The organism is Deltaproteobacteria bacterium, from assembly GCA_012522415.1.
Lineage (GTDB): Bacteria > Desulfobacterota > Syntrophia > Syntrophales > JAAYKM01 > JAAYKM01.
Genome location: JAAYKM010000025.1, coordinates 1 through 26,078, shown reverse-complemented (window position 1 = coordinate 26,078; position 26,078 = coordinate 1). Strand labels below are relative to the sequence as shown.

At 52.8% G+C, this 26,078-nt stretch carries 20 protein-coding genes; 9 read left to right on the top strand and 11 right to left on the bottom strand.

Going from position 1 to position 26,078, the window contains the following annotated elements; all coding sequences use genetic code 11:
* Both GX147_01865 and recD read left to right on the top strand, forming a co-directional pair.
* Nucleotides 1-8,808 (top strand): cyclic beta 1-2 glucan synthetase, encoded by an 8,808-nt coding sequence (locus GX147_01865; GenBank protein NLN59455.1) that lies wholly within the window; start codon nucleotides 1-3, stop codon nucleotides 8,806-8,808.
* Nucleotides 8,809-9,039: 231 nt separating this feature from the next.
* Nucleotides 9,040-10,914: an exodeoxyribonuclease V subunit alpha gene (gene recD, locus GX147_01860; protein ID NLN59454.1), complete on the top strand. Its 1,875-nt coding sequence runs from the start codon at nucleotides 9,040-9,042 to the stop codon at nucleotides 10,912-10,914.
* Nucleotides 10,915-11,074: 160 nt separating this feature from the next.
* Here recD and GX147_01855 read toward each other — a convergent pair whose 3' ends face one another.
* Nucleotides 11,075-11,479, bottom strand: coding sequence for an NUDIX hydrolase (locus GX147_01855; GenBank protein ID NLN59453.1), 405 nt, complete (start codon nucleotides 11,477-11,479; stop codon nucleotides 11,075-11,077).
* A 240-nt stretch (nucleotides 11,480-11,719) separates the two neighbouring features.
* Between GX147_01855 and GX147_01850 the strand changes: the two genes are divergently transcribed.
* The 7 genes from GX147_01850 (at nucleotide 11,720) to GX147_01820 (ending at nucleotide 17,058) form a co-directional block, all read left to right on the top strand.
* Nucleotides 11,720-12,130, top strand: a complete 411-nt coding sequence (locus tag GX147_01850) for a PTS sugar transporter subunit IIA (protein NLN59452.1) — start codon at nucleotides 11,720-11,722, stop codon at nucleotides 12,128-12,130.
* Nucleotides 12,131-12,138: 8 nt separating this feature from the next.
* Nucleotides 12,139-12,636 carry a PTS sugar transporter subunit IIB gene (locus GX147_01845; protein NLN59451.1) on the top strand — a complete coding sequence of 166 codons (498 nt, stop codon included), beginning with the start codon at nucleotides 12,139-12,141 and terminating at the stop codon, nucleotides 12,634-12,636.
* 372 nt (nucleotides 12,637-13,008) lie between these two features.
* Nucleotides 13,009-14,040 (top strand): hypothetical protein, encoded by a 1,032-nt coding sequence (locus GX147_01840; protein NLN59450.1) that lies wholly within the window; start codon nucleotides 13,009-13,011, stop codon nucleotides 14,038-14,040.
* A gap of 44 nt (nucleotides 14,041-14,084) precedes the next feature.
* Nucleotides 14,085-14,807 (top strand): PTS sugar transporter subunit IIC, encoded by a 723-nt coding sequence (locus GX147_01835; protein ID NLN59449.1) that lies wholly within the window; start codon nucleotides 14,085-14,087, stop codon nucleotides 14,805-14,807.
* Nucleotides 14,804-15,265: a ribosomal protein S18-alanine N-acetyltransferase gene (gene rimI / locus GX147_01830; GenBank protein ID NLN59448.1), complete on the top strand. Its 462-nt coding sequence runs from the start codon at nucleotides 14,804-14,806 to the stop codon at nucleotides 15,263-15,265. The genes GX147_01835 and rimI overlap by 4 nt, the downstream gene beginning before the upstream one ends.
* Nucleotides 15,266-15,268: 3 nt before the next feature.
* Complete coding sequence (locus GX147_01825; GenBank protein ID NLN59447.1) at nucleotides 15,269-16,120, top strand: dihydroorotate dehydrogenase electron transfer subunit; 852 nt, start codon at nucleotides 15,269-15,271, stop codon at nucleotides 16,118-16,120.
* Nucleotides 16,121-16,137: 17 nt separating this feature from the next.
* Nucleotides 16,138-17,058 (top strand): dihydroorotate dehydrogenase, encoded by a 921-nt coding sequence (locus GX147_01820; protein ID NLN59446.1) that lies wholly within the window; start codon nucleotides 16,138-16,140, stop codon nucleotides 17,056-17,058.
* 12 nt (nucleotides 17,059-17,070) lie between these two features.
* On the opposite strand, the gene GX147_01815 is transcribed toward GX147_01820, so the two are convergent.
* The 10 genes from GX147_01815 to rseP form a co-directional block, all read right to left on the bottom strand.
* Nucleotides 17,071-17,814 carry a glycine zipper family protein gene (locus tag GX147_01815; protein ID NLN59445.1) on the bottom strand — a complete coding sequence of 248 codons (744 nt, stop codon included), beginning with the start codon at nucleotides 17,812-17,814 and terminating at the stop codon, nucleotides 17,071-17,073.
* A gap of 96 nt (nucleotides 17,815-17,910) precedes the next feature.
* Nucleotides 17,911-19,326, bottom strand: a complete 1,416-nt coding sequence (locus GX147_01810) for an amidophosphoribosyltransferase (protein NLN59444.1) — start codon at nucleotides 19,324-19,326, stop codon at nucleotides 17,911-17,913.
* 21 nt (nucleotides 19,327-19,347) lie between these two features.
* Entirely contained in the window at nucleotides 19,348-20,544 is a 1,197-nt protein-coding gene (locus GX147_01805) for a pyridoxal phosphate-dependent aminotransferase (GenBank protein ID NLN59443.1), read from the bottom strand.
* A gap of 5 nt (nucleotides 20,545-20,549) precedes the next feature.
* Nucleotides 20,550-21,041, bottom strand: a complete 492-nt coding sequence (coaD, locus tag GX147_01800; protein ID NLN59442.1) for a pantetheine-phosphate adenylyltransferase — start codon at nucleotides 21,039-21,041, stop codon at nucleotides 20,550-20,552.
* Between the two features lie 13 nt (nucleotides 21,042-21,054).
* Nucleotides 21,055-21,606 (bottom strand): 16S rRNA (guanine(966)-N(2))-methyltransferase RsmD, encoded by a 552-nt coding sequence (gene rsmD / locus GX147_01795; GenBank protein NLN59441.1) that lies wholly within the window; start codon nucleotides 21,604-21,606, stop codon nucleotides 21,055-21,057.
* The gene (locus tag GX147_01790) at nucleotides 21,603-22,619 is read right to left on the bottom strand and encodes an aspartate-semialdehyde dehydrogenase (GenBank protein ID NLN59440.1); all 1,017 of its coding nucleotides are present in this window, start codon (nucleotides 22,617-22,619) and stop codon (nucleotides 21,603-21,605) included. Before GX147_01790 ends, rsmD begins: the two co-directional genes overlap by 4 nt.
* Nucleotides 22,620-22,703: 84 nt before the next feature.
* Complete coding sequence (gene pssA, locus GX147_01785; protein ID NLN59439.1) at nucleotides 22,704-23,486, bottom strand: CDP-diacylglycerol--serine O-phosphatidyltransferase; 783 nt, start codon at nucleotides 23,484-23,486, stop codon at nucleotides 22,704-22,706.
* Nucleotides 23,483-24,142 carry a phosphatidylserine decarboxylase family protein gene (locus tag GX147_01780; protein ID NLN59438.1) on the bottom strand — a complete coding sequence of 220 codons (660 nt, stop codon included), beginning with the start codon at nucleotides 24,140-24,142 and terminating at the stop codon, nucleotides 23,483-23,485. The genes pssA and GX147_01780 overlap by 4 nt, the downstream gene beginning before the upstream one ends.
* A 102-nt stretch (nucleotides 24,143-24,244) precedes the next feature.
* Nucleotides 24,245-24,934 carry a tRNA (adenosine(37)-N6)-threonylcarbamoyltransferase complex dimerization subunit type 1 TsaB gene (tsaB, locus tag GX147_01775; protein ID NLN59437.1) on the bottom strand — a complete coding sequence of 230 codons (690 nt, stop codon included), beginning with the start codon at nucleotides 24,932-24,934 and terminating at the stop codon, nucleotides 24,245-24,247.
* 10 nt (nucleotides 24,935-24,944) lie between these two features.
* Complete coding sequence (gene rseP, locus GX147_01770) at nucleotides 24,945-26,003, bottom strand: RIP metalloprotease RseP (protein NLN59436.1); 1,059 nt, start codon at nucleotides 26,001-26,003, stop codon at nucleotides 24,945-24,947.
* Nucleotides 26,004-26,078: the final 75 nt, after the last annotated feature.

The following is a 26,078-nucleotide window of genomic DNA, read 5'->3' as shown; positions in this document are numbered from 1 at the left end:
ATGATATTGAAGTTCAAAAAGAAAACCGTCGCGACGAAAAAATCGTCCCGCAAACGGCGGGAAGTATCCCCTCCCCGGACGTCGTGGTGGACCCGTATGTGGAAGAGGCGGGACGAGGCGGTCTTCGCGGAACCACCGGGACAGGAGGAATTGACGCGGCGCTCCGAATTGTTCGGTGTCAGCCAGTTGGAGAATCATGCCCGGTTCCTGGCATCCAAGCATGAACACGAATCCGGCCGGGGCGGAGAACTGCTGTTGCAGAAACTGGTGAAAAAGGAGACGGGTATCCGCCTCTGTCATCAGATCATCGCCGAGAGCGTTCGCCAGGGACATCGTATCGGGCCCGCGGCGGAATGGCTGCTGGATAACTTCTACCTGATCCAGGAACAGATCGAATTGGCACAGGCACATCTGTCCTCAGGTTACAGCCGGGGACTGCCCCGCCTGAGCGCTGGCCCACGACGTGGATGCCCCCGCGTCTACGATATCGTTATGGAACTGGTTCGGCACACAGACGGCCAGGTGGGACACGAAAACCTGAGTCGCTTCATCAACGCCTACCAGGAAAGACACCCCCTGACACTGGGTGAACTGTGGGCGGTACCGATCATCTTGCGCCTGTCCCTGATCGAAAAACTGCACCTCGTAGCCCAGCGGATCGTGTGGCGGCAAAGCCAGCGTGATGCGGCGCTGCATTGGGCCAATCGCTTTCTGAAAGTGGTTGAAACGAATCCCCGAATGTTTGTCACGGCATTGGGCGACTTCGTGCGTGCGTCCCCTCCCCTGACCCAGCCCTTTATTTCCGAGCTGGTAACGAACATCGATGGCGTAAACCCCGCCCTCGGACTGGCGCTCAACTGGCTGGAACAGGAACTCTTTGAGGGCGGACAGAGCATCGAGCGTGTCCAGCAGAGCGAAAACCAGGCGCAGGCGGCCGATCTGGTTACCACCAGCAACTGCATCACGAGCATGCGCACGATAGGCGCCATCAACTGGGAGGGTTTCGTCGAGGCGGCCAGCGCGATCGAGGCAATCCTTCTGCGTGATCCAGCGGGTGTCTATCCTCAAATGGACTTCCGTTCACGGAACCGTTATAGGACGAGGGTTGAAAAACTCGCGCGCGACAGTCGCAAGTCCGAGCCCGACGTGGCCGAAACGGCGGTGATTCTGGCGGCGGAGCGCCGCCAGGCCAACGCGGACCGTCGCGAAAGCCATGTAGGCTACTTTCTATTGGATGCCGGCCTCTATGAATTGGAAACCCGCATCGGTCGCCAACTTTCGCCGTACCGTCGGTTCATCCGCTGGTTGGGAGAGCATAGCCTGGTTTTTTACCTGACTTCGGCGGTCATGATGACACTGGCAATGACGGCCGTTCCGGTGGCCGGTCTTCGCGGGGCCGGACCCGGCTGGATCGTCACTCTCTGGGTGATCGCTGCGCTCCTGGTTACTTCCCGGCCTGCCCTCGGTTTGATCAACTGGATCACCACGCTTTTCGTTCCGTCCCGTTTCCTGCCGGGCCTCGATTTTTCCAAGGGTATTCCCTCCGAACATCGAACCATCGTGGTGGTACCGACCATGCTAGCTCCGCCGGCAGAGACTGCCCGATTGCTGGAAGATCTCGAGATCCGCTATCTGGGCAACAAATCCCCGAACCTGTTGTTCGGCCTGCTGACGGATTTCCCCGACTCCGACAGCGAAAACCTTCCCATGGACCCCGAATGGGTCGAAGCGGCCGTCCATGGCATCAGGAAACTGAATGCACGCCATGCGCAAAAAGGAGAGGAGATATTCTTCCTCCTGAATCGTCCACGCCGATGGAACCCGGGAGAAGGGAAATGGATGGGCCACGAGCGCAAACGCGGGAAGCTCGAGGATTTCAACCGTCTGGTGGTCGAGGGGCGCACAGAAGCTTTTTCCACCGTCGAGGGTGATCCCGAAGTGCTTCGTTCCGTGCGCTACGCCATTACACTGGACACGGATACCGAACTGCCTCCGGGCTCGGCCCGTCGGTTGGCGGGTACGATGGCGCATCTGCTGAATCGTCCCCACCTCGATCCGGTCCGCCGCCTGGTGACCCGCGGTTACGCGATCCTCCAGCCCCGTATTTCTGTCAGCCTGACTTCAGCGCACCGATCGATCTTTGCCCGGATCCGCTCCGGTGAAACGGGCATCAATCCCTACACGCAGGAAATCGCCAGCGTCTACCCGGATCTTTTTGGATTGGGTCAGTTTGTCGGTAAAGGCATTTATGACATACGCACCTTCCACGCGGCCACGGGTGGACGTTTCCCCGATAACCTCATCCTGAGTCATGACCTGATCGAGGGATGCCACGCCCGTTGCGGGTTTATCAGCAACGTGGAGTTGATCGAAAGCGAACCCTCGAGGGTTACTGTGGATGGCCACCGACGTCATCGCTGGGTTCGGGGGGACTGGCAGATCGCGGGGTGGCTGTTTTCTCGAATTCCGGGACCTCACGGTCGCCGGGCGCGCAATCCCCTGAACGGACTGGCCAGGTGGATGATTTTCGATAACCTGCGGCGCAGCCTGGTTCCGGCCGCCCTTCTTCTGGCACTCCTTTCGACAGGTCATGCCTGGACAACGGGCGCGACACAACGTATTGCCATCCTCCTGGGAATCTACTTCTTTCCGCAGGGTCTGCAAACGCTGCGGGGGTTTCTGTTAAAGGGAAAAGAGGTCCCCCTTTTCGTTCACCTGCGGGCCCTTGCGACGCGAGAAGGGCGTCAATGGGGCGTTGAACTTCTGGAGCTGGCCCTCGTTCCCTATCAGGCCTGGGTGAACCTGGACGCCATTGCCCGGGTGTTCTGGCGCCTGCGGGTACGGCGGCGACTCCTTGAATGGAAGACGGTCAGTCACAGTGAACGAACGGCGCGGACTTCCTTCGGGGGTATCGTCCGTGAAATGTGGGCGGCCCCGGTCCTTGCGGTGGCTGGTGCAACGCCCATGTTGACAGGGGTCATGCCAGCCAACGCCCTGCTCCTCGCGCTGACGGGATTGTGGTTCATGTCCCCTGCCATAGCATGGTTCGTCAGCCGCGCCCCTGCAAAGCCCCATCCACCGTTGAATGCCGCTCAGATCACATTCATTCGCCGACTGGCCCGACATACCTGGGCTTACTTCGATCACTTTGTGGAAGAGGGCACCCACTGGCTCCCACCCGACAATTTCCAGGAAAGCCCGTTGCCGGCGCTCGCGCAGCGGACTTCGCCAACCAACATCGGAATGGGCATGGCCAGCGACCTGGCCGCCTGTGATTTCGGCTATCTCTCGCCGGGACGCTTCCTGTTTCGCATGACCCGCACCCTGGACACGCTTGAACGGATGGAACGGTATCGAGGGCATTTCTACAACTGGTACGACACCAGCAATCTGAAACCGCTGCATCCGCTTTACATTTCCTCGGTGGACAGCGGAAATTTCGCGGCAATGCTGATTGTGGTCAACCAGGGTTTGCAGGAAATGGCACACAGCCCTCTCCTGCCTGCACGGTGGCAGGAGGGACTTGAGGACACGGCCGGCATCCTGATGCAGACAATCGAATCGGCCCGGCGGCGTCCGGAATGCCTGATTCCTTCAGATAAGTTGAAGGCGGCGTCCGCCCGGATCACGAAACGAACCAAGTCGCTCCGCGCCGTCTCATCATCGATGCACGGTATTCTGCGGGAACTGGAGACCTTCGCGGGTCAGGCCAAAAATTTGGCCGACGCCCTGGAGGCGGATGAATCGCTTGCCTTCTGGTGCGAAGCGCTCCAGAGGCAGTGCGCCGACTTTGCCGGGGAGATCCGCTACTTCAACCCATGGACCGGCACGACGCCTCCCCACTTCCTGGCGAAGGAGCACGCCGGTCTCGATGCCTCGCTTTGGGAGGAATTGCTGCGGGAAACCGGATATGGCGCTACCATGGACTCTCTGGCCACCCTGGTTCAGCGCTGGGAACCGCGCCTGTTACAAGAATCGGACGAGGATTTATCCCGCCGCTGGATCGAGTGGCTGACCCTCGTCAGTGCACGGGCCTCACAGCGTATTTCAGACCTCAATGCCGCCGCGGCACGGTGCACCGAGTTCAGCGAGCATGATCTGGATTTCCTTTACGATGCCGACCGTCATCAGCTCTCCATCGGTTACAACCTCGAAGCCCACACCCTGGATCCAGGCTTCTATGACCTGATGGCATCGGAAAGCCGTCTCGGAAGCTATGTCGGCGTGGCCCGAGGGCAATTGTCCCTGGAGCATTGGTTTCATCTCGGAAGGCGCCTTGCCCCTGGGGAGGACCCTCCCGTACTGGCTTCCTGGAGCGGCTCCATGTTTGAGTACCTGATGCCGATGCTCGTAATGCCGGTTTACGAGGACACCCTCCTGGATGCGACCTGCAAAGGTGCGGTAAAGCGTCAGATTCGCTACGGCCGACAGACAGGCACCCCCTGGGGCATTTCCGAATCGGGGTACAACCAGTTGGACTCCAGCCAAGTTTACCAGTACCGGGCTTTCGGTGTCCCCATGCTCGGCATGAAACGCGGCCTGGCCGATGACTTGGTCATCGCGCCTTATGCCAGCGCCATGGCCTTGATGGTCCAACCGGTAGAGGCAGTGCGTAACCTCCAGCGTCTAGTCGGTGACGGGATGCACGGTCGTTTCGGTCTGTACGAGGCCGTGGACTACACACCCGCCCGCGTACGCGCCGATGAGCCCTTCTCCGTCGTGTACTCCTGGATGGCGCATCACAACGGGATGAGCCTGTTGGCGTTCGACCACTTTCTCCACGACCAACCGATGCAGCGCCGCTTCATGGCCGATCCGCAGCTGAAATCCGCCACCCTGCTCCTGCAGGAACGCATCCCTCTTGCGCGTCCACGAATGCATCCAATGACTGCTGTAGCGGAGACCGTTGATTTCCACGCTCCTGAAGTCCTTGAATCGATCTCTCGCTCATTTGACACCCCGGAGACTCCCGTTCCGGAAGTGCATCTCCTGTCTAACGGTCGCTACCATGTCATGATTACCAACGGGGGAAGTGGAGTCAGCCGATGGCAGGGGCTTGACCTGACCCGTTGGCGCGAGGACTCCGCCCAGAACATCCACGGTTTCTACTTCTATCTGCAAGAAGTAAGCACCGGGAAGGTCTGGTCGCCCACAGCCCGGCCCCTGGACCACGATTTTGATCGCTATGAATCCGTGTTTTCCCAAGGGGGCGCGCAGTTCCAATCCGTGGCCCACCAGTTCCAGAGCCATCTCCAGGTAGCGGTCTGCCCTGAAGATGACGTGGAACTGCGACAGCTCACCCTGACCAATCTCTCCCGCCGTCCGCGGACGATCGAAATCACCAGTTACAGTGAACCCGTGCTGCTTGCCGGACGTGCCGAAGCGGCGCACCCCGCGTTCCACAAGCTCTTTGTCACCGCGATGCCCCTTCCCGGCAAGGGCGCCCTCCTGTTCACCCGTCGTCCCTCGTCAGCGGATGAACAGCCCCCGTGGATGTTTCATTTTCTTGGCGTGGAAGGAGGTCTCGTCCTGCGAGGGCCTTCCTACGAAACCGACCGCGCGGCGTTCATCGGTAGAAACCGTTCGACACGCAATCCGACCGCCCTGGATCAACCCGGTCCCCTCCCCAACAAGGCAGGGTTTGTCCTCGATCCTGTTGCGGCTGTTCGTTATCGTGTCCGTATCGAGCCAGGACACTCAGTTCGGGTCAACGCCTTCCTCGGAGTTGCCCCCACACGGAATGCAGCCGAAATCTATGTGGACCGCTGTCTCGACCCAAACATGAGCGAGCGCGTGTTCTCACTGTCCTGGACACGCAGCCAGGTGCTCCTGCATCAGTTACGCATCAGCGAGGCGGACGCTCAACGGTACGGTCAATTGGCCGGCTCGCTGTTCTTCGCCGGTCCTCACCGTCGTGGTCGCGCCGGTACCATCGCAGCCAACAGGAAGAACCAGGCGGCCCTCTGGAGCTACGGTATTTCCGGCGACCGTCCCATCGTCCTGCTCTCCATTACGGATATCGCCAACCTGGATCTCGTCCGCAGCCTGGTGCAGGCCCATGGCTATTGGCGACAGAAGGGGCTTGAAACGGACCTGGTTATCCTGTCCGAGGCCTTTTCAGGGTACCGTCAGGATCTGCTTGACGCCATCATCGGTCTGGTGCAGGCCGGTACGGAAGGCAAGCTCCTTGACCAGCCGGGCGGCATTTTTCTGCGCAACATCGACCAGGTGGCTGAAGATGACCGGACTCTTTTCCAGGCTGTTGCCCGACTGGTGTTCAGCGACAGGTACGGTGCCCTGGAAGACCAAATAGAACGCCGCGTCGTCCCCGAGGTGGATATTCCAGCACTGGAGCCCAAGCGCCAAAACGAGAAGGCGGGCCTTACGCCTCCCCTCCCCATGAGGGAATTGACATTTTTCAATGGCCTCGGAGGCTTCACCCGTGACGGCCGCGAATACGTCATTCAGTTGAATGCCGGTGAGAGCACTCCCGCCCCCTGGGTCAACGTCCTTGCCAACCCCTTCTTCGGCAGCGTCGTCAGCGAGTCCGGCAGCGCCTCGACCTGGAGCGAAAATGCCCACCAGTTCCGGCTGACGCCGTGGCATAACGACCCTGTCGAGAATCCGGGTGGTGAAACGTTTTACATCCGGGATGAGGAAACGGGCCATTTCTGGTCCCCCATGCCTGCCCCCGTATTTGCCAAGGCCCCCTGCATCTGCCGTCACGGACATGGCTACACCGTCTTCGAGCAGGCTTATTCGGGACTCTTCTCTGAAACGACCGTCTATGTCGCCACCGATGCCCCCTTGAAGTTCACGACCATCACGATACGCAACAACACCGGGCGTCTCCGGCACGTGTCCATCACCGGATATTGTGAATGGGTGCTGGGAGAACAACGGGACCTCAACGCAATGCATGTGGTCACTTACCTCGATACGCAAAGTGGGGCCATTTTCGCCCGGAATGCTTTCAATGTCGATTTTACCGACCGCCTCGCATTTTTTCATTGCAGCAGCCAGGAACGCGCCCTGACGGCGGATCGAACGGAGTTCATCGGCCGGAACGGGTCCCTTGCCGAACCCGCCGCGCTTCGACGCCAACGCCTTTCAAACCGTGTCGGTGCCGGAATGGATCCCTGCGCCGCTATACAGACCTGGTTTGAAATAGCACCCGGTGAGCAGATCGAGGTCGTATTCTGTCTGGGGTCATCAGGAACTGAGGACGAGGCCCGTGCCTGGCTCCGCCATCAGGGCGGTACGAACGGCGCCCGCCAGGCTCTGGAGAAGGTGTGGGCTTCTTGGCAACACCAACTCGGCGGCATCCACGTCGAAACACCGGATGCTTCCGTGAATGTCCTCGTCAACCACTGGCTGCTATACCAGACCCTTTCCTCGCGCTTCTGGGGTCGCTCCGGGTTTTACCAGTCCGGCGGCGCCTACGGTTTCCGGGATCAGTTGCAGGATTCCCTGGCTTTCCTCTACGAGTGCCCGTGGCTGACCCGCGATCACCTGTTGCTCAGCGCCTCCCGTCAGTTTCAGGAAGGGGACGTACAGCACTGGTGGCATCCGCCTACAGGCCGAGGCGTGCGTACCCGCATTTCTGACGATCTGCTGTGGCTCCCTCTGGTCCTGTGTCGTTACGTCGCAGTCACCGGCGACACAGTCATACTAGACGAAACCCGTCCCTTTCTCGACGCCCGGCCTCCAGGGGAAAACGAGGAATCTGTTTACGACGAACCCCGTGTGACCGAAGAGACCGCTTCGCTTTATGAACATGCGGCGCGCGCCATCCGACTTGCCCTGCGTTTCGGCAGCCACGGACTACCACTGATAGGGTCCGGTGACTGGAATGACGGAATGAACCGTATCGGTCGAGAAGGACGCGGTGAAAGTGTCTGGCTGGGCTTCTTTCTGCTTAAGATCCTCCGTGAATTCTCACCTCTGGCTGCCCGGTATGGGGACAAGGCCTTTGCCGCTACCTGTGAGGAGGAAGCAAAAAAGCTTGTGACACAGCTGGACCTGCATGCCTGGGATGGCCAATGGTATCTGCGCGCCTTTTTCGATGACGGAACCCCCCTTGGCTCCGCCCGGAATCCCGAGTGCCAGATCGACTCCATTCCACAGAGCTGGGCCGTGCTGGGTGGCGCCACCGACCCCCAACGCGCCCGCACTGCGATGAAATCGGTCCTGAAACGTCTGGTTGACCATGAACACCGCCTCATCCGTCTCTTCGATCCGCCTTTCGATGAGGCGCCCTGGGACCCGGGCTACATCAAGGGGTATCTCCCAGGGGTACGGGAAAACGGCGGCCAGTACACCCATGCCGCGGTGTGGACCGCCATGGCCTTTGCCGCCCTCAGGAAGGGCAAGACGGCCTGGGAAATCTTTCAATATCTCAATCCTGTCCGCCATGGCGATACGCCGGAACATATCGGCACCTACAAAGTGGAACCCTATGTCCTCGCCGCCGATCTCTACACAGTCCCGGGACATGAAGGCGAAGGCGGCTGGAGCTGGTACACCGGTTCCGCAGCCTGGCTCTATCAATTGCTGATCCAGGACCTCCTCGGCCTTCACCTGGAAATCGATGCCCTCTCCTTCAGCCCGCTTCTACCCGCTGAATGGCCCGGGTTCAAGCTCACCTATCGCTACCGTGATACCTTTTACCACATCGCGTTTCAAAAAACGGGCGATGAAACTTGGAACACCCGACGGGTTTTGCTGGACGGGGTCGAGCAGCCTGACGGGAAGATCCGCCTGCTGGACGACGGCCTCAAACACCATGCTTTCGTCGAACTCGGCTGAAGTCTTTCGACGGCCTCGCATCCATGATTCCGCCCCGGCTTCACAGCAAAGGTTCAGGGCCAAAAGGGTATGTTCCGAAGTGAGGAGAATGCAATCATCCGCTACAAAACTTCATTGACGGGAGCATCCCTCAAAATAAAACAGGTTCCGCCGTTTTTTTGTGTTATCATCGGCGACACTCGTAAAATCCAATCCCATTCCCTTTCAACGATAATTTAACGGGGAATAAATATGGCCGTCTTACAATCGCAGGCAACGGACCCAGCCTACAGTTCCATATCTCGTCATTTCGCTGACTTTGTTATGCGTTTGCACGGCGTTCATTCACCGGATTTACATCTTGCGGCCTTCCTCGTCACGGAGGCAATCATAAACGGCCATACCTGCCTGAACCTTCATGCCGTGGAGAATCAGGTGTTTCTTCCTGACGGCCGGACGCCGGTGTCTTCTCCCGACGCGGTAGCATGGGGGACCACCCTGAAACGTTCTCCCGTTGTGGGGAAACCCGGAGAGTTCAAGCCCCTGATTCTGGATGAGGCAAACAGGCTGTACACCTATCGATACTGGAACTATGAAAGAATCGTGGCGGAGCGCCTGGTCGAATTGGCCACGAGGAGACAGGCCTTGCTTGCGGATATATCGATGGAGGCATGCCGTGATCTTATCAACCGCATTTTTCCGGAACCGTTTGATCAGGAAGGCTACCCGCAAAGGCAGGTCATAGCCGCCCTGATCACCCTGATCCATGATTTCTGCCTCATTTCAGGGAGCCCCGGAACGGGGAAAACCACGGCTGTGGCGCGGATTCTCGCTTTCATTCTGGAAATATGCGGGACAACCGGCTCCAAGGCGGTTCTTGCGGCACCGACGGCAAAGGCCGCCATACGACTGCAGGATGCCATCGTTCGTGCCAAGGCCATCCTTCCCTGCTCGAACAACATCAAAAATCAAATTCCAGAGGACGCTTCAACGATTCATCGCCTCCTGGGAAGCAACGCCGCGGGCACCCGTTTTGCTTTTTCCGCCGGCAACCCCTTGCCGTACGACATTGTCATCGTGGATGAAGCCTCCATGATCGACCTGCCGATGATGTCTCACCTCCTTGAGGCCATTTCACCCTCTGCCCGGTTGATTCTCCTGGGCGATCCTCATCAGCTTTCTTCCGTAGAGGCGGGGGCCGTTCTCGACGATATCTGTCAGACGGAGGATCCGGACCGCTTTAGTGAAAATTTTATCGATGTCGTCCAAAAATATGCAGGGGGGCGGGCTCTGCCGGCTGTGTCGCACCATGCGTCTCCTCTTCCCGACTGCATGGTCGAGTTGAAAACGAATTACCGAATGGATGATGCCGGCGCACTCGGGCAGCTCAAAAGAAGCGTTATTTCAGGGAAAGCCGAATCTTTTTTTGATCTTCTCGCGTCTGAAACGGATGCCATCCAATGGCTCCAGTTGCGGGAACCCGATGAATTGAGGCAAGTGGTCAACCAAAGAATCGGGAAGTATCTGGATCAATATGTGAAGATGGTCAACGAAGGGGCCGATGCATCAGATATATTTTCTTTTTTTGAAACTTTCCGGGTCTTGTGTGCTGTTCACGGCGGTCTTTTTGGTACCACGCACTTAAATCATCTCATGGAGATGTATGTGAAGAATGTATCCGGACAGTATCGAACGGGGAGAAAAAATTATCCCGGGAAAGCCGTCATGATCACGCGTAACGACTATGGCCGCCAGTTATTCAATGGAGATCTGGGAATCATGCTCTCCCATCAGGGTGATGAGAATCAATTTTCCGTATTCTTTCTTGAAAGCGGCGGCAGGATACGTCGGGTATCGCCTTTCACCTTGCCGGAGCATGAAACGGCCTTTGCCATGACGGTCCACAAAAGTCAGGGATCGGAGTACGACGACGTGTTTCTTTTTCTGCCCGACTCCGATTTGCCCGTTTTGAGTCGAGAACTGCTCTACACAGGTATCACCAGAACGAAACGGTTTCTCACCATCTGTGCGCGAAAGGAGGTTCTGTCAGCCACCCTTTCCCGTAAGCTCAACCGCTATTCCGGTTTGGCCGAAAAAATGTGGAAACAGACCGCCGAACAGGGATAACGACGATGCGCATTCGAATCGGGGAAAAACTTCCCGTCATCAATGACCCACGGGGGTTGAATGAAAGCGGAACAGGGGGAAAATCATGCTGTCCCCCGGACGAACAGGAGATGACAGCCCCCTTCATCACCGGCATATCAACCCGGTCAGACACTTCCTCTCATGGTGTTGACTGTCTAAAGTAATCAAGAAGAATCTCACGATGGTCGAATACAATCGTCGCGGGCAAATCACGCTCTTTGAAAACCCCTGCTTCTTGCGCGTCATCCCCGGCCACGGGAACACCGTTTGCCCTCGCAATAAAGACTGTCGTAATCGTATGGTGTCGAGGATCCCTTAGGGGATCTGAATAGGTGTGCATTTGTCGTTTCAGTTTGACTCGAAGACCTGTTTCCTCCAGCGCCTCCCGCATGGCCGCCTCTTCCAGTGACTCGCCGTAATCCACGAAACCGCCCGGGATGGCCCACCCGTACGGCGGGTTTTTTCTGTTGATCAAGACGATGCCCTTTTCGGGAATTTCAATGATGATGTCCACGGTCGGAAGGGGGTTTTTATAGCGGATCATCTCTCCGCCACAGTGGGGACATTTTTGTTTCATGGCTCATCCTTTCCTTGCAATACCGCATACATTATAATGCCACCCATCTTAATGCAATTCCCGCCGGAACAAAACAATATTCCTGTGGGTAACGGAACATGGTCCCCTGCCCCTCGTTCGGTACACGCCTCGGAAACGATTCGCCTTGACATTTCGAGGTCAATCCATTAGCGTAACCTCTGGCATTATCAGCAATAGGGGGATCGGATGATTGGTGTACTGATAACGACACATGGAAATCTCGGACGCGAACTCATCAATGCCGCAGAGATAATCAAAGGAACGCTTAAAAATGTCCTCCACGTTTCAGTTGATCAAACCAAAAGCGTCGAGCAGATCAACAAGGAATTGAACCAGGCGATCAAAAAACTGGATCAGGGTCAGGGGGTGTTGATTCTAACAGATCTTTTCGGCGGAACGCCCTCCAATATTTCCCTGTCCTTTTTGAAAGAGGGCAAAATCGAAGTGGTCACCGGGGTCAATTTGCCCATGATGCTTAAGTTATCCGATGTCAAGGAAGGTATGGCCTTGAAAGAATATGCGTCTTTTATCTGCGAGTACGGCAAGAAAAACATCTATTCGGCGAGTGACGTATTGAACAAAAAGTTATCGGGTTAAATGGCAAGATGTCTTTTGACATAGCTCTGGTGCGGGTCGATAATCGCTTGGTGCATGGTCAAATCCTCGAGGCGTGGATTCCATATACAGAAGCGACGTGCATCATTATTGCTGATGACACCCTGGCCGGAGATTTCTTCAGGGAAACAGTCATCCGTATGGCTTTGCCGAGAAGTATAGATCTTTTCATCCATACAATATCAGATTTCGTCGAAATCCATCCCTTCCAACGGGAAAAAGGCGAAAAAGCCATCGTGCTGTTCTGCAATATCCATGATGCCCTCCGATCTTTTAACTTGGGGTTTCGTTTCGAGTCTCTGAACATCGGCAATGTGCACAGTGAAAACTGCGCCATCTGCTGCTCGCCATCCGTATTTCTTAGTAATGAAGATATCGGACAACTCTCCACCTTGATCAAAGAACTGGGCGTCCGGATCGATATCCGTCGTGTCCCGAAAGAAAGGTCAGGCGATATACGGGAAATCCTCAGAAAATTTTCTTCCTGACTTTTTATACCATCACATGTTTTATGATAGAGCGTAGGCCTGTTTAAAAATTACGGGGATTGCCGGTCTTGGCCGGAAAGGGTTAGGGACGGCCATTGGATCGGAGAAATCAGGGCGAAAGTTGCCGTATGATTCACACAAGAAAGCAGAATATGGGTGTTTCCCCTTGTTCAACCCCGGGTGGGCCAGTCAGGCAGGGTATGCGACCATGATGGGGATCTCCATGAACAGGAGACGACGAAATACGTGTTAGAAACTTTAGCGCCGTTGGCTATTTATTTCCCACGGGCCGTTAAAATGAATACGATTGAGGGATCCGGTAATAGATTGAAAGGTGATGCTTTACGATTTGTTTGAAACAGGGAGGCGCACATGCTGAAAATCGGAAAAATTTTTTTGTCTGTCTTTTTTCTGTTCGGCTTGTCGATTTTTATCAATGACCTGTCAGCGAAAGATCTTCCCGATCTTGTCGTCGACAAATTCGAAGTCGTTCAGATTGCTCCGGGTGAGGCCAGTACCGATGGGGTCACCTACCCCACAAGGCATTTGTCTTTTGTCTGGACCGTGAGTAATCGGGGGACGGCCGTTTCAAACCAGACGACGCTCAATGTTTCCTGCTCCATGGAGAAGGGTGGAATAACGGGTTCCTGTCCAGCCGGTTTAACCAATAATTACTATATCGGGGGCCTGTGGCCGCGTCCGGGAGACATAACCGGCACCCAGGTGGTCTGGAACTCTCCTTCGATCGAAGCACCGGAAAAAGGAGTGAAATACCGTTTTTCCGCACAGGTGAACCCCAACCGCAGTTTCGAGGAGGTCACCTACAGTAACAACAGTCTCAGTTCACAATATACGGAAGGCATATCCCTTCGGTATGTGCCATCCGAAAAGTTCAGACAGATGGCGACCTTGGAAAAGAAGGTCAAGCGGGGACCCATATCGGGTTTTGCCCCTCCGGGCCCACAAAATACGCAGGTACAGGCAAGTGCCCTTCCCGGCCCACAAAATACGCAGGTGCAGGCAAGCACTCCTCCCAAGGTTGTGCCAGAAATCTCCGTTCAGAGCATCATGACACAACCCCCACGGCTTAAGGAAAACGCACCCTTTAATTTTACGATCCGGTTTATCAACAAGGGTAGGATCACCCAAGAACCGGGTATGCAATATTCCCTCGAATGCAGAGTGATAAGCGGTGGACCGGCCTGCCCCTTCCCCGTTGGAACGAAAACCATCGACAGGGGCATTCCTCCGAGAAGAACACGCATCGTCACATACAGCGGGATAACGGGCCCGGCCGGAACCTATGAGATAAAAGTGAAAATTTTACCCGAAAAACCCGGATCGACGCCCTTTACAACGCTGCAGAGAATATGGCCGAAAGAATACCGTGACAGTACTAAGTGAAAATTTGATGACTCCTTACCTGCTTGGCACGCTGCTTTGATGAAATGGATGCAATAGCGATAGATACGATCGTTTTCAACAGGCTCGTCTGGGCGACGCTCGCGGCAACGATCCTCTGTCTGGACCGGATCGTTTTCCAGACGATGCTGTCCAGGCCGATCGTTATTGCGCCGATCATCGGGCTGATTCTGGGCAATGTCCTTACAGGTCTTTTTGTCGGAGCCGTAATCGAGCTCTTTTGGTGCAACAAGGCCCCGCTTGGGACCTATTTGCCGCCCAACGATTCCATCGTTGCCGCCGTTTCCACCCTGACAGTCATCCCAATGGTTCAAAACATGCCCCGGATTCATCAGGAAATGATTGCCCTGTGTATTCTCTTTTATCTCCCCCTTGGTTTCCTGGGTCAGAAACTCGAAGCGCAGATCGCACGATTCAACGAAGGTTTGTCGGAAAAAGCCCTTAAACAAATCGAATCAACGGACGGTTCTTTCGAGCCCCCTACACCAACCTTGCCCATTATGGTTTACTTCCTTTATACTTTCTCCATGATAACGCTGCCCCTCATATTCGGGCTGATATACATCCCCCCGTTTTATGATGCCCTTCCCCAGGCTGCGGAGAGGGCTCTTTTTTATTCCTATTACGCCCTTCCCCTGATCGGTGTGGCCGCCGTTCTAACCACGACACAGCATCGGAAAACCCTTCTTTATTTTTCAACCGTATTTCTGATTTCCGTACTGACACTGGAGATTCTGAGAAAAACATGATTCCGTGCGGTCTGCAATTTAAAACGATGACTATTCGTGATCTGCCATCAATCCTGGCCATCGAAGAGACGGCTTTTCAGAGTCAGTGGACAGGGGATATGTTTAGGCAGGAATTGGTCCTGCCTTTTTCACGTCATCTGGTCGCTCGTCTCCCCCATCAGGGGATTGCTGGTTATATCATCTTTTGGATATTGCATGATGAGGTGCAACTTCAACGAATTGCCGTAAAGAATGATCTTCGTGGTCACGGAATTGGCGTCCTCCTCATCAGAGAAATGATGAGGATCTGCGCCCTGGGAAAGGTGAAAGACGGTTCACTGGAAGTGCGGCCTTCCAATGAACCGGCCTTGAACTTATATAAAAAATTCAACTTTGTCATGGCCGGCATCAGAAAGGGATACTACACGGACACCCGGGAAGACGCTTTGATCATGACTTTTCAGATCGACGGACATTAAGACATGACCATGACAATCCATTTGGATTCAGGAAAAATCATCGAAAACGAACAGATTGCTGAGGATTACCTTGTTATGTCGGTTCTCTTATCGACACGGCTTGACTCAGCCCTTCCGGGACAATTTATGATGATACGAAAACAGGGGGTTCAAGACCCGCTGCTGAGAAGACCCCTCGGTCTGTATGGCGTTTTTCAGACGGAAGCGGGAACGGTCCTTGAATTTCTGTATCGTGTAGTGGGCAAAGGCACCACGGCCCTGTCACGCCTGGTTGCAGGCGACACGGTGGATATTCTCGGTCCTCTCGGGAAGCATTTTGATATCATGCCGGAGCGCTCGCATATCATTCTTTTGGCGGGGGGAATTGGGGCGGCGCCGTTATCCTATTTTCTGGAATACCTGGTGAAGAACCTGGATCCCAGTAGGGAAAGACCGATCGAAAAACCGGAAACACGAAAAATGACATTTTATTACGGTGCGGAAACGTCCTCAACACTGGTCGGTCTTGAGAAAATCAAACATCTCTGTTCGGATGTGCGGATAGCCACCGATGATGGCAGCGCGGGCTTCAAAGGGACCATAACCGATCTGCTCCGACGCGATCTTCCAAGGTTCGATGAGAATAAAACATGTATTTATTCCTGTGGACCGACACCCATGATCAGGACGCTTGCACAGTTGCTGCAACCGACATCGATCCCCTGCCGTGTTTCCATGGAAGAACGGATGGCATGCGGCATCGGTGCCTGCTTGGGATGTTCGATCAAGGTCCGTGACCCGTCTTCCGAGTGGGCATATCATCAGGTTTGTTCAGACGGACCTGTTTTTGACCTCAGGGGCCTGTTGTGGAAATGAATGACAGGATGTGTATCATGCAATCTGATTTCGATTTATCTGTCGATATCGGGGGAGTAAAAATAAAAAACCCCATCATAACGGCTTCGGGAACCTTCGGCTACGGCGAAGAATATGCCCCTTTTCTTGACCTGAACGCGCTGGGAGCCATCGTTGTCAAGGGGCTGTCTCTTGAACCACGGATGGGGAACCCTCCCCCCCGTATTATCGAAACCGCCAGCGGCATGCTCAATGCCATCGGTTTGCAAAACGTGGGGGTACACGCCTTTATCGAAGACAAGCTTCCCTTCCTACGGACGTTTGACGTCCCTGTTATTGCAAACATTCTTGGAGATAATGCCGAGGATTATCAGCGGATTGCCGAGTTATTGAACGATGCGACCGGGCTGCATGGACTTGAGGTCAATATCTCCTGTCCTAATGTCAGCAAGGGGGGAATTGCCTTTGGGTCACATCCGGAGATGGCGATGGACGTGGTGAAACGCGTCAAGTCGGTTACCGCCCTTCCGGTTATCGTCAAGCTGACGCCGAATGTCACTGATGTCGCCTTGATTGCTGAAGCCGTCGAGGCGGCCGGTGCAAATGCGGTCTCACTGATCAATACCATCACCGGCATGTCCATTGATATTGAAAAACGTGTCCCTCATCTCAAAAACATTATCGGGGGACTTTCCGGACCGGCCATTAAACCGGTTGCCCTGCGCATGGTCTGGCAGGTTGCCAACCGTGTCTCCATTCCGGTGATCGGAATCGGCGGTATCATGGATGCAAATGACGCCCTGGAATTTCTCATAGCGGGAGCAACGGCCGTACAGATAGGGACAGCGAATTTCATCAATCCACAGGCGAGTATTCATATTTTAAAGGGGATCATCGCCTTCATGGACAGACAGCAAATCCGGAGTGTTCACGATCTGATCGGCACACTCCAATGCTGAGCCAAAATGAATTCAGGGTTCCAGCTTCATATTCAGGTGATAGATCTCACCGGATAGGGCATTTCGAACCTGTATTCGCAACTCCTTGGCTTCCTTGGATTCTCCCGGAAAAAATATGAAGCCATAGGCAATTTCCATGGGTCTGACCGGCCTGTTTTCCAGAGAACCTTTTGACAGATCAGCGTGTATTCGCTCCCGGACTTCCCCATCTGTTAAGCCCTTCGCACCGCCAAGGACCGCACCGGCCGCCGCCCCTGCCGCCGCACCCTTCATGGCGGCATCTCCCACATTTGAACCGGAAACTATCCCGACGGCCGCCCCGACGATACCTCCTGTAAGGCCACCCAAGGCACCATATTTCGCTCCCTGAGGAAGGACTTCTCCCATCTCCGTTTTTTTGCTCAATCTCTCGAAGGCGATACGCTGCTCCAGTACTGGCCAGGCATTATTTTCGGCATCCAGGAGAAACGTCTGGGAAGAAATGATTTCTAAGGGGGCACTTCCCTTGTTGTCGAAGACCACCCGCACCGGGAGAATACCGGCCCCTCGGATGTCAAATCCAAAGGCTTCCCCCGCTTTCCTGCTATCGTTGTAGGCTTCGGCCCCCACCAAGGCATCCCCGACCTGAACGGCATTAGGGTAGGCGGATGGCATTTTCAGGGGTTGAATTTTGGTTTCAGACCTTGTGCAAGCGACGGGGCCGAGCGCCAGGAACATCACAAAAAGAAACAAATGGATGCGCACCAAGGTTTTCATGATTTTCCCTCCGGTAATTTTAATTAAATTTTATTTGGCTGTAGAATTATACCCAGGCAAAAGTCTATTAACCATAGGCGAACTTCGAAGCGAAAGCTATGTTTTTCTTTCGTCCCCACGCCAGCAGTAGAGGCACAATTGATCGCCCGGTATACCGATGGCTTCGATCATCTCCTGTATATTCAGGTACATAAGTGAAGTAACATTGATATCTTTGCGGATCCATTCAACCATTTCCTGATATTCCAGAGAATTCGGATCCAGGTAGGGGGAGATATCATCGATATCCTTTCCTTCGATATTCCTGATGGCTCGTCTGGCCGCCAGTTCGTCGATGGCGCGCGTCGATGATCCGTACTTGCAAGGGAACAGGAGGGGGGGACAGGCCGGACGGATGTGAATTTCTTTCGCTCCGTTATCCCAAAGTTTTTTTACCGTGACGCTTTTCAACTGCGTTCCCCGGACAATCGAGTCGTCACAAAGAACCATGCGGTTTCCGGCAATAACATCCCGTATCGCACTGAGTTTCATCGTCGCCACGAGATTCCGGATATCCTGTGAGGGCGGCGTATAACTTCTTCCGTAACCGGGTGTGTATTTGACCAGGGGACGTCGGAAGGGCAGTCCCGATTCCATTGCATACCCGAGAGCATGCCCGACACCCGAGTCAGGCACACCGGCCACAAAATCAGCCTGGACATGGTCTTTCTTTGCAATGGCAACTCCGCATCTTTCCCGGGCGCTTTCAACGCTGACCCCGTCGTAAATCGATGACGGATATCCCGTATAGATCCAGAGGAAGGCGCATGTTTTCTTGACCGGTAAAGGAGGAGACAGGGTTTCAACTTGTCCCGAAGGGGAAAGAAAGACAATTTCCCCGGCATCGATAAAGGATTCGATTTCAAATCCAAGGTTAGGAAGTGAACTGGCCTCGGTGGCAACCGCCAGATTTTTCTTATTCGCGGTCCCCCGGCCAATGGACAGCGGAAATCGGCCGAATTTATCCCGGGCCGCATAGATGCCTTCTTCCGTCATGATCAGGATACAAAGGGAACCCTGGATCTGGTCCTGCAGTTTTCGGATACCGTCGACAATACTTTCACCCTTGTTAATGACTTTGGCCGCCAATTCGACGGAATTTGCCTTGCCACCCGTTCTTTCGCTGAATGAAATGCCCTCCTTCAGCAACTCATCCGTCATGATTTCCTTGTTCTCAATCAAACCGGTGGCGGCAATGGCAAAAGTTCCAAACTTTGACCTGAACACAAGGGGCTGTGGGGAATCGTCGTCGATAACACCCAGCCCCATATGACCATTCATGACCTTATAGTCATCGACAAATCTCGATTTAAACTGTGCCTGGCTGATGCTGTGTATCGTTTTATAAAATCCTTCCGGTCCGTAAACCGCCATCCCGGCGCTTTCCGTACCAAGATGCGAATGGTAATCCGTCCCATAAAAAAGGGCCTTCGAACAATTCTCATTAGAAATCACGCCAAATAGTCCGCCCATGCCAAAGATCCTTCCTGATTATTACTTTTTTAATTTCAAAAGGGCGCCTGATATTCTCTCGATCCCCTCTCGGATATCAGCCATCGATGTCGCGTAGGACAGGCGAATGTGCCCGTCATGACCAAATTCGCCACCCGGCACCACCGCTACATTGGCCTCCTCGAGCAGATAGTTTGAAATATCGGTTGACCCCCTGATTTCCTTTCCGTTGTGGGTTGTTCCGTAATAGTACGAAACATCAGGGAAAACATAAAATGCCCCTACGGGATTCATACAGGAAACATAGGGAATGCTGTTCAACGCGCCAACGATATAGTTTTTTCTTTCAGCGAAAGCCGCGACCATCTGGGCCACGCTATCCTGCGGTCCACGAAGGGCTTCGACGGAAGCTTTCTGAGCAACCGACGTCGGGTTAGAGGTATTCTGACTCTGAAGTTTCGCAACCGCTGCAGAGATTTCTTCCGGCCCCGCCATGTAACCGATCCGCCATCCCGTCATGGCGTAGGTTTTTGACACACCATTGACGAGAATTGTTTTTTCTTTCAACTCAGGCATAACACCTGCAATATTGGTAAATTGAAAATGGTTGTATATGATCTTCTCATAAATATCGTCCGAAATGATAAATATTCCCGTTTCTCGAATAATACCGGCCAATTTTCTGAAATCATCCGCCGTATAGGCGATGCCGGACGGATTTGAGGGGCTGTTGAATATAATGGCCTTTGTTTTACTGTTTATGGCCTTCTTTAATTGTTCGGGCTGCAGTTTGAATCCGTTTTTGACGTCTGTCTTCAAGATGACGGGCCTTCCTCCGGCAAGGACAACAATGTCCGGATAGGAAACCCAGTATGGCGAAAGGATGAGCACCTCATCCCCTTCCTCAAAAAGCACCTGCGCCAGATTATAAAGAGTATGTTTTGCCCCGCATGAAACGACTATTTCCGGCCTGTGATATTTGAGACCATTGTCCTTCTCAAATTTCTCAATAATCGCGTCCTTCAGCTCGTCTATGCCTCCGACGGGTGTGTACTTTGTAAAACCGTCATTGATCGCCTTGATTGCAGCGGCTTTAATGTTGTCCGGTGTATCGAAGTCCGGCTCGCCGGCACCGAAAGTGATGATATTTCTCCCCTCGGCTTTCAGAGCGCTGGCCTTGGCGGTAATTGCGAGTGTCGGAGAGGATTTAATCAGGGAAATTCTCGCTGACAGGATCATATTTTTTATTCCTCTACGGAAGCATATTTTTTTAACAGATTCTGATAGACGAGATCCGGAACCAGTCCCTTAATATTTCCTCCCAAACTTGCGGCTTCATTGATAATTTTTGAACTGGTATAAAACCACTTGTAGCCCGTCATGAGGAAGACCGTTTCAATATCCCGATTCATACGGCGGTTGATGAGGGCCATCTGAAATTCATATTCGAAGTCGGATAATGCCCGCAGACCCCTGAGAATAACGCTTGCCCCGTTGTCACGGAGATAATTCACCAAAAGACCGGCAGAAACATCCACACGGACCCTTTCCATATCCTTGATGACATCTTTGATCATTGTGATTCTCTCTTCGATCGTAAATCGCGACACCTTATTAGGATTGTGGGCAATGAGAACAATGAGTTGATCAAACATACGCAAACCTCTTCTAATGAGGTCGACGTGACCGTTGGTGATGGGGTCGAATGAACCCGGATAAACAGCAATTTTTTTCATTGAATTTAACCGCCTATGATTTTATTTTTATGAACGTCAGCATGGAATCACCGTATTTACGCTGCTGTTCTATGATAAATTTCTCATGCGTTACACGAACCGGTTCTCTTTTCGAGTGCTGGACGACCATAACAGAATTCTCACCAATCAGCCCGGCCTCACCGATTCGTGTTATCGTGTCTTCAATCAAGCCCCTCTGATAGGGCGGATCAAGAAATACATTATCGAATTCGATATCCAACTCAGCAACTTGCGGAATACCTTTTTTCACATCTGAGGAAATAACGTTCACTTTATGCTCATAGCTCAGTTCTTTTGCCAAATCCCATATTGATCTGACCAAAGTCATTTTTTTTTCCAGAAAGACAACTTGCGCCGCTCCTCGGCTTAGGGCTTCCATACCCACCCCACCGGTTCCGGCAAAAGTATCCAGAAATGTTTTTCCGGATACAGGCTGGAGGATATTGAAGAGGGCTTCCCTGATCATATCCGTTGTAGGTCTCACATGCACCCCTTTCGGCGTTTTGAAGAGAAATCCCCTTTGGCTTCCCCCTATAATTCTCATAAATATTCTTTTATCAGCACTTCCGCAATCTGGACGGCATTCAAAGCGGCTCCTTTGCGCAAGTTATCGGCAACGACCCACAAATTGATACCATTTGGAATGGATTCGTCCTCACGGATACGCCCGACCAATACATCATCACAGCCGGCCGCATCGATCGCAAGCGGGTATTCCCGCTTAGCCGGATCATCAACGACCCTCACCCCCGGCGTGCTGGCTAAAAGTTCCCTGACTTCCTGAGGAGTGATTTTTCTCTCCGTTTCGATGTTGATCGATTCGGAATGACCAAAGAAAACGGGGACACGGACGGTGGTCGCCGTGATCCCTATCGAATCATCGTTAAAAATCTTCTTTGTCTCGTTGACCATTTTTATTTCTTCTTTTGTATAGCCGTTTTCAACAAAAGCGTCGATCTGGGGCAGACAATTGAAAGCGATGCGGTAAGGGTAAACCTCGACAACAGGCTCTTCCCCGGCGATCAGGGCCTTCGTCTGGGAAGACAATTCCTCAATGGCCTTCACCCCCGTACCGGATACGGCCTGATATGTGGAAACAACGACTCTTTTTATTTTAGCGGCATCATGGATCGGCTTCAAAGCGACGACCATCTGTATGGTCGAACAGTTGGGATTGGCGATAATACCCTTCTTCTTATATTGAGCAATCGCTTCCTGATTCACCTCCGGAACCACGAGGGGAACATCTGGAACCATGCGAAACGCGCTCGTGTTATCGACCACCACGCACCCGGCCCTGACCGCGATGGAGGCAAATTTTTCGCTGATACTGCCTCCTGCCGAAAAAAGACCCAGCTGCACCCCTGCAAAGGAATCTTCCTTCAAAACTTCCACAGGAATGGATTTGCCTCTGAATTCCATTTCCTTTCCGCTGGATCGTTCAGATGCCAACAACTTCAAATTTGCCACTGGAAAATCACGCTGTTCCAGAATTTTTATCATTTGATTCCCCACAGCACCTGTGGCGCCAACAACTGCGACATCATATATTTTCATACAGAAACATCCTCCATACTGACTTTAACGCATTTTCATAACCTGTTTTAACCGGCCCATAATAACCTGACGTTCTTGTTTCAATTATTTATTCTGTTTGAGATTGTACGAGTGCTTGAGCCTTGCCTGGGAAAAATATTTGTTTACCAATTTGAACAAAAACCAAGAAGGACCAGAGAGGGCGTAACCCAGGGCAAACGTAAAAATCATGATTTCCGTTTCGGCAATGAAAATGTACAGGATACACACTATCAAAAGAAAGGACATGAAAGGCTTTTTTGCAAAAAAATTCAGATCTTTGAAACTATAATACTGGATGTTGCTTACCATCAGAATGGCAATGGCAAATACACCGAAAAGAATGAAGACATTGTGGTATGCGCCTGTACCTCCGAGCTTGTAATAAAGAAGAATCGTTGTGGCCACAACGGCCGCGGCCGCGGGTATGGGCAATCCGTTAAACGTCTTGCTGTCAACGATACCAATCTGGATATTGAAACGGGCAAGCCTCAAGGCACCACAAATGACAAAAAGGGAAGCGGCGAGCCAACCCCATTTGCCGAATGGGGTTAAACCCCACACATAAACCAGAACTGCGGGGGCGACACCGAATGTAACCAGATCAGACAAGGAGTCATACTCCGCACCAAATTTAGTGGTCGTGTTCGTCATTCGAGCAATGCGGCCATCCAGCCCATCGAGCACAAAGGCGATAAGGACCGGTATCGCCGCCAGGAAGAAGTCCCCCTCCATGGCTAAGATAATCGAATAAAACCCGCACAACAGGTTGGCTGTCGTGAACAGATTCGGTAATATGTAAACGCCTTTTCGTATTTTTTGTCTTTTACTGGTTGTGCCGTCATTCATTTAAGGCATCCTATGGGTGTCACGCCACCCACCACTTTTTCGCCCACGTTGACCGAAATCAGACAGTCCGGAGGCAGGTATAATTCAACACAGGAACCAAATCGAATCATACCGAATCTTTCGCCTTTTCTAACATACATTCCTTCTGTTATCCAACAGACAATTCTCCTTGCAATAAGACCGGCAATCTGGACCACCAGCAACTCATTCCCGTCATTTCCTCTGATTTTGATGATATTCCTTTCGTTGTCCGTAGAAGCTTTATCACGATTCGCCGAAACGAATTTACCTTTTTGATAGCGTATTAGTTCGACATGACCCTCATAAGGAATGCGGTTGACGTGAACATTGAATATACTCATAAAGATACTGACTTTCTTGCAGGGACCGTTAAGAAAATCCCTGCCTCCTAGTTCTTCAATTTTTATGACTTTGCCGTCCGCCGGAGAAATAACCAATTTTTCATATTCAGGGGTTATCCTTTGGGGATTACGAAAAAACCAGACGGTGAACAGTGTAAGGAAAAGCAAAAATGTACCGGCAACCAAAGCCCCAAAGAAAAAGGCGCTGAGGCTGAAGAAGAGAAATACGAGGATGAAAGGGACGCCCTCTCGAGCAATGATACCACTGTGAGCTTCTTGAAATGCGTTCTTCATCCCCGATCCCGCTTCCCGATTTATACAATACGGCGTAGCAAAAAACAGCATTGCTCTTATCCGAATTGCTCCGACTTGTCAAATATGAATAAGCAAGAGATCCTAATGGGAGGGGTTTTTCATTTCCGCTTCGGAGACCCGAAGATAAAAGGGGATTAAGCTGACCATGTCGTCGATTTCTTGTCTTTCATACTTTCTTATGCCGATGCACCCGATGACGGACGGTCGACAAAAGCTAATATATTCCGGTGCGAAAAGGGCCCATTCCCGCAGATGTTCTTTCAGGGTCTCTCTCCAACGAGATGCCCCATCACCTATAAACACGACAGGTTCACGGATATGCCCGATCAAGGCGGGAATGCTTGTAACATGATCCTCAAGAATCGGTGCGCAGCCTTCCGTGTCATGGTGCCGGTACAGGGCCGTATAAATCTCGTCCATGGGACCGTTCATAACCGGGCAGATCAGCAGGTTTTCCACACAGATATTGTGGGCCAGGGCCTCCAGCGTGGAAACACCGATCAACGGTTTTTTAAGACTGAGAGCAAATCCCTTCAGGGTACTTAATCCAATCCGAAGTCCCGTAAAAGATCCCGGTCCCGCCGTCGCAACGAAGAGATCGAAGTCATTCAGGGTGAGTTTCAGTGTGTTCAGGGCTTTATCAATTTCGGGCAACAGCACCAAAGAATGGTTCTGCCCCGTATTCAGGTAAGTTTCATACATAATCCCGTTATCCAACAAGACGGCAATTCCTGCAGACTTTCCTGACGTGTCGATGGCAAGTGTTTTCATCAGTATCTTTCTAGACTCTGGTGAGATCGAAATAAAAAACGAAGATCATCAAGATGATGATAACGGCAAAACCAACCGTTTGGGCAAATTCACGCCATTTGGGTTTGACCGGGCTTCCCTTGACGACTTCAATAAGGAAAAACAGGATATGCCCTCCGTCCAGCACCGGGATGGGCAGCAGGTTAAGAACGCCCAGATTGACGCTCAGCAGAGCCATAAACAAGAGAAACGGAATAACGCCTTCCCGTGCTTCTTTCCCCGCTATCTGGGCAATTAAAATGGGCCCCCCCAGATTCTTTGGAGAAATGACGCCTTCCATCATCTTGTAAATGCTCAACAGCGTCATATGGGTGATGGCCCAAGTTTGTTTTGTACCTTGCAAAATCGCCGAAAAGGGATTCAACCGTTCCGTAATCGTGTATCCTGTCGGCATAACGCCGATCTTGTAGGCATTCACCTCTTCGCCGAAAATATTTTTGGCCTTCTGAAGTGTGGGGCTAACCGAAACCACATAATTGAGAGAACCGCGATTAAATTCGATTCTGAGAGGTCTTCCCTTGCTCTCGGCTACACTTTCAGCCAGTTCATCCCATCTCCTTATGCTTCGGTCATCGATTTTTGCGATGATGTCTCCTTTGCTGATTCCTCCGAAAAAGGCCGGAGAGTCAGGCTGTACCCCTCCGATTTGAGCGGTCATGGCGGGCACTCCGTACATGTAAATACCGGCAAAAATCACAACGGCCATAAGAAAATTGGCCAGAGGACCCGCAAAGACGATCACTATGCGTTTCCAGACGGATTTCGCGGAAAAGGATCCCTTTTCGTCCTCTTCGGACATCTCTTCATCTTCCGATTGGCCTAAAAGTTTCACGTAGCCCCCCAACGGAAAGACGGAGATAAGGTACTCCGTTTCACCCCATTTTTTGCCGAAGATTTTCGGCCCGAAACCCAGGGAAAACTTGAGGACTTTTACTCCGGCCCATTTGGCTGCAAGAAAATGCCCGATCTCGTGAACGAAAATCAGGACGCCCAATAAAATGACCAGGGATATGATGGTTGTACCTAACAATGGCCAATCCTCTCTTCAATGATTTTTGCAACCTGCCCCTTGGCCCAGCCATCAGCTGCCAGAATATCTTCAAGG

Coding starts and splice junctions, on each gene's coding strand:
- GX147_01865 (NLN59455.1), top strand. CDS start 1: ATGATATTGAAGTTCAAAAAGAAAACCGTCGCGACGAAAAAATCGTCC.
- recD (NLN59454.1), top strand. CDS start 9,040: ATGGCCGTCTTACAATCGCAGGCAACGGACCCAGCCTACAGTTCCATA.
- GX147_01855 (NLN59453.1), bottom strand. CDS start 11,479: ATGATCCGCTATAAAAACCCCCTTCCGACCGTGGACATCATCATTGAA.
- GX147_01850 (NLN59452.1), top strand. CDS start 11,720: ATGATTGGTGTACTGATAACGACACATGGAAATCTCGGACGCGAACTC.
- GX147_01845 (NLN59451.1), top strand. CDS start 12,139: ATGTCTTTTGACATAGCTCTGGTGCGGGTCGATAATCGCTTGGTGCAT.
- GX147_01840 (NLN59450.1), top strand. CDS start 13,009: ATGCTGAAAATCGGAAAAATTTTTTTGTCTGTCTTTTTTCTGTTCGGC.
- GX147_01835 (NLN59449.1), top strand. CDS start 14,085: ATGGATGCAATAGCGATAGATACGATCGTTTTCAACAGGCTCGTCTGG.
- rimI (NLN59448.1), top strand. CDS start 14,804: ATGATTCCGTGCGGTCTGCAATTTAAAACGATGACTATTCGTGATCTG.
- GX147_01825 (NLN59447.1), top strand. CDS start 15,269: ATGACCATGACAATCCATTTGGATTCAGGAAAAATCATCGAAAACGAA.
- GX147_01820 (NLN59446.1), top strand. CDS start 16,138: ATGCAATCTGATTTCGATTTATCTGTCGATATCGGGGGAGTAAAAATA.
- GX147_01815 (NLN59445.1), bottom strand. CDS start 17,814: ATGAAAACCTTGGTGCGCATCCATTTGTTTCTTTTTGTGATGTTCCTG.
- GX147_01810 (NLN59444.1), bottom strand. CDS start 19,326: ATGGGCGGACTATTTGGCGTGATTTCTAATGAGAATTGTTCGAAGGCC.
- GX147_01805 (NLN59443.1), bottom strand. CDS start 20,544: ATGATCCTGTCAGCGAGAATTTCCCTGATTAAATCCTCTCCGACACTC.
- coaD (NLN59442.1), bottom strand. CDS start 21,041: ATGAAAAAAATTGCTGTTTATCCGGGTTCATTCGACCCCATCACCAAC.
- rsmD (NLN59441.1), bottom strand. CDS start 21,606: ATGAGAATTATAGGGGGAAGCCAAAGGGGATTTCTCTTCAAAACGCCG.
- GX147_01790 (NLN59440.1), bottom strand. CDS start 22,619: ATGAAAATATATGATGTCGCAGTTGTTGGCGCCACAGGTGCTGTGGGG.
- pssA (NLN59439.1), bottom strand. CDS start 23,486: ATGAATGACGGCACAACCAGTAAAAGACAAAAAATACGAAAAGGCGTT.
- GX147_01780 (NLN59438.1), bottom strand. CDS start 24,142: ATGAAGAACGCATTTCAAGAAGCTCACAGTGGTATCATTGCTCGAGAG.
- tsaB (NLN59437.1), bottom strand. CDS start 24,934: ATGAAAACACTTGCCATCGACACGTCAGGAAAGTCTGCAGGAATTGCC.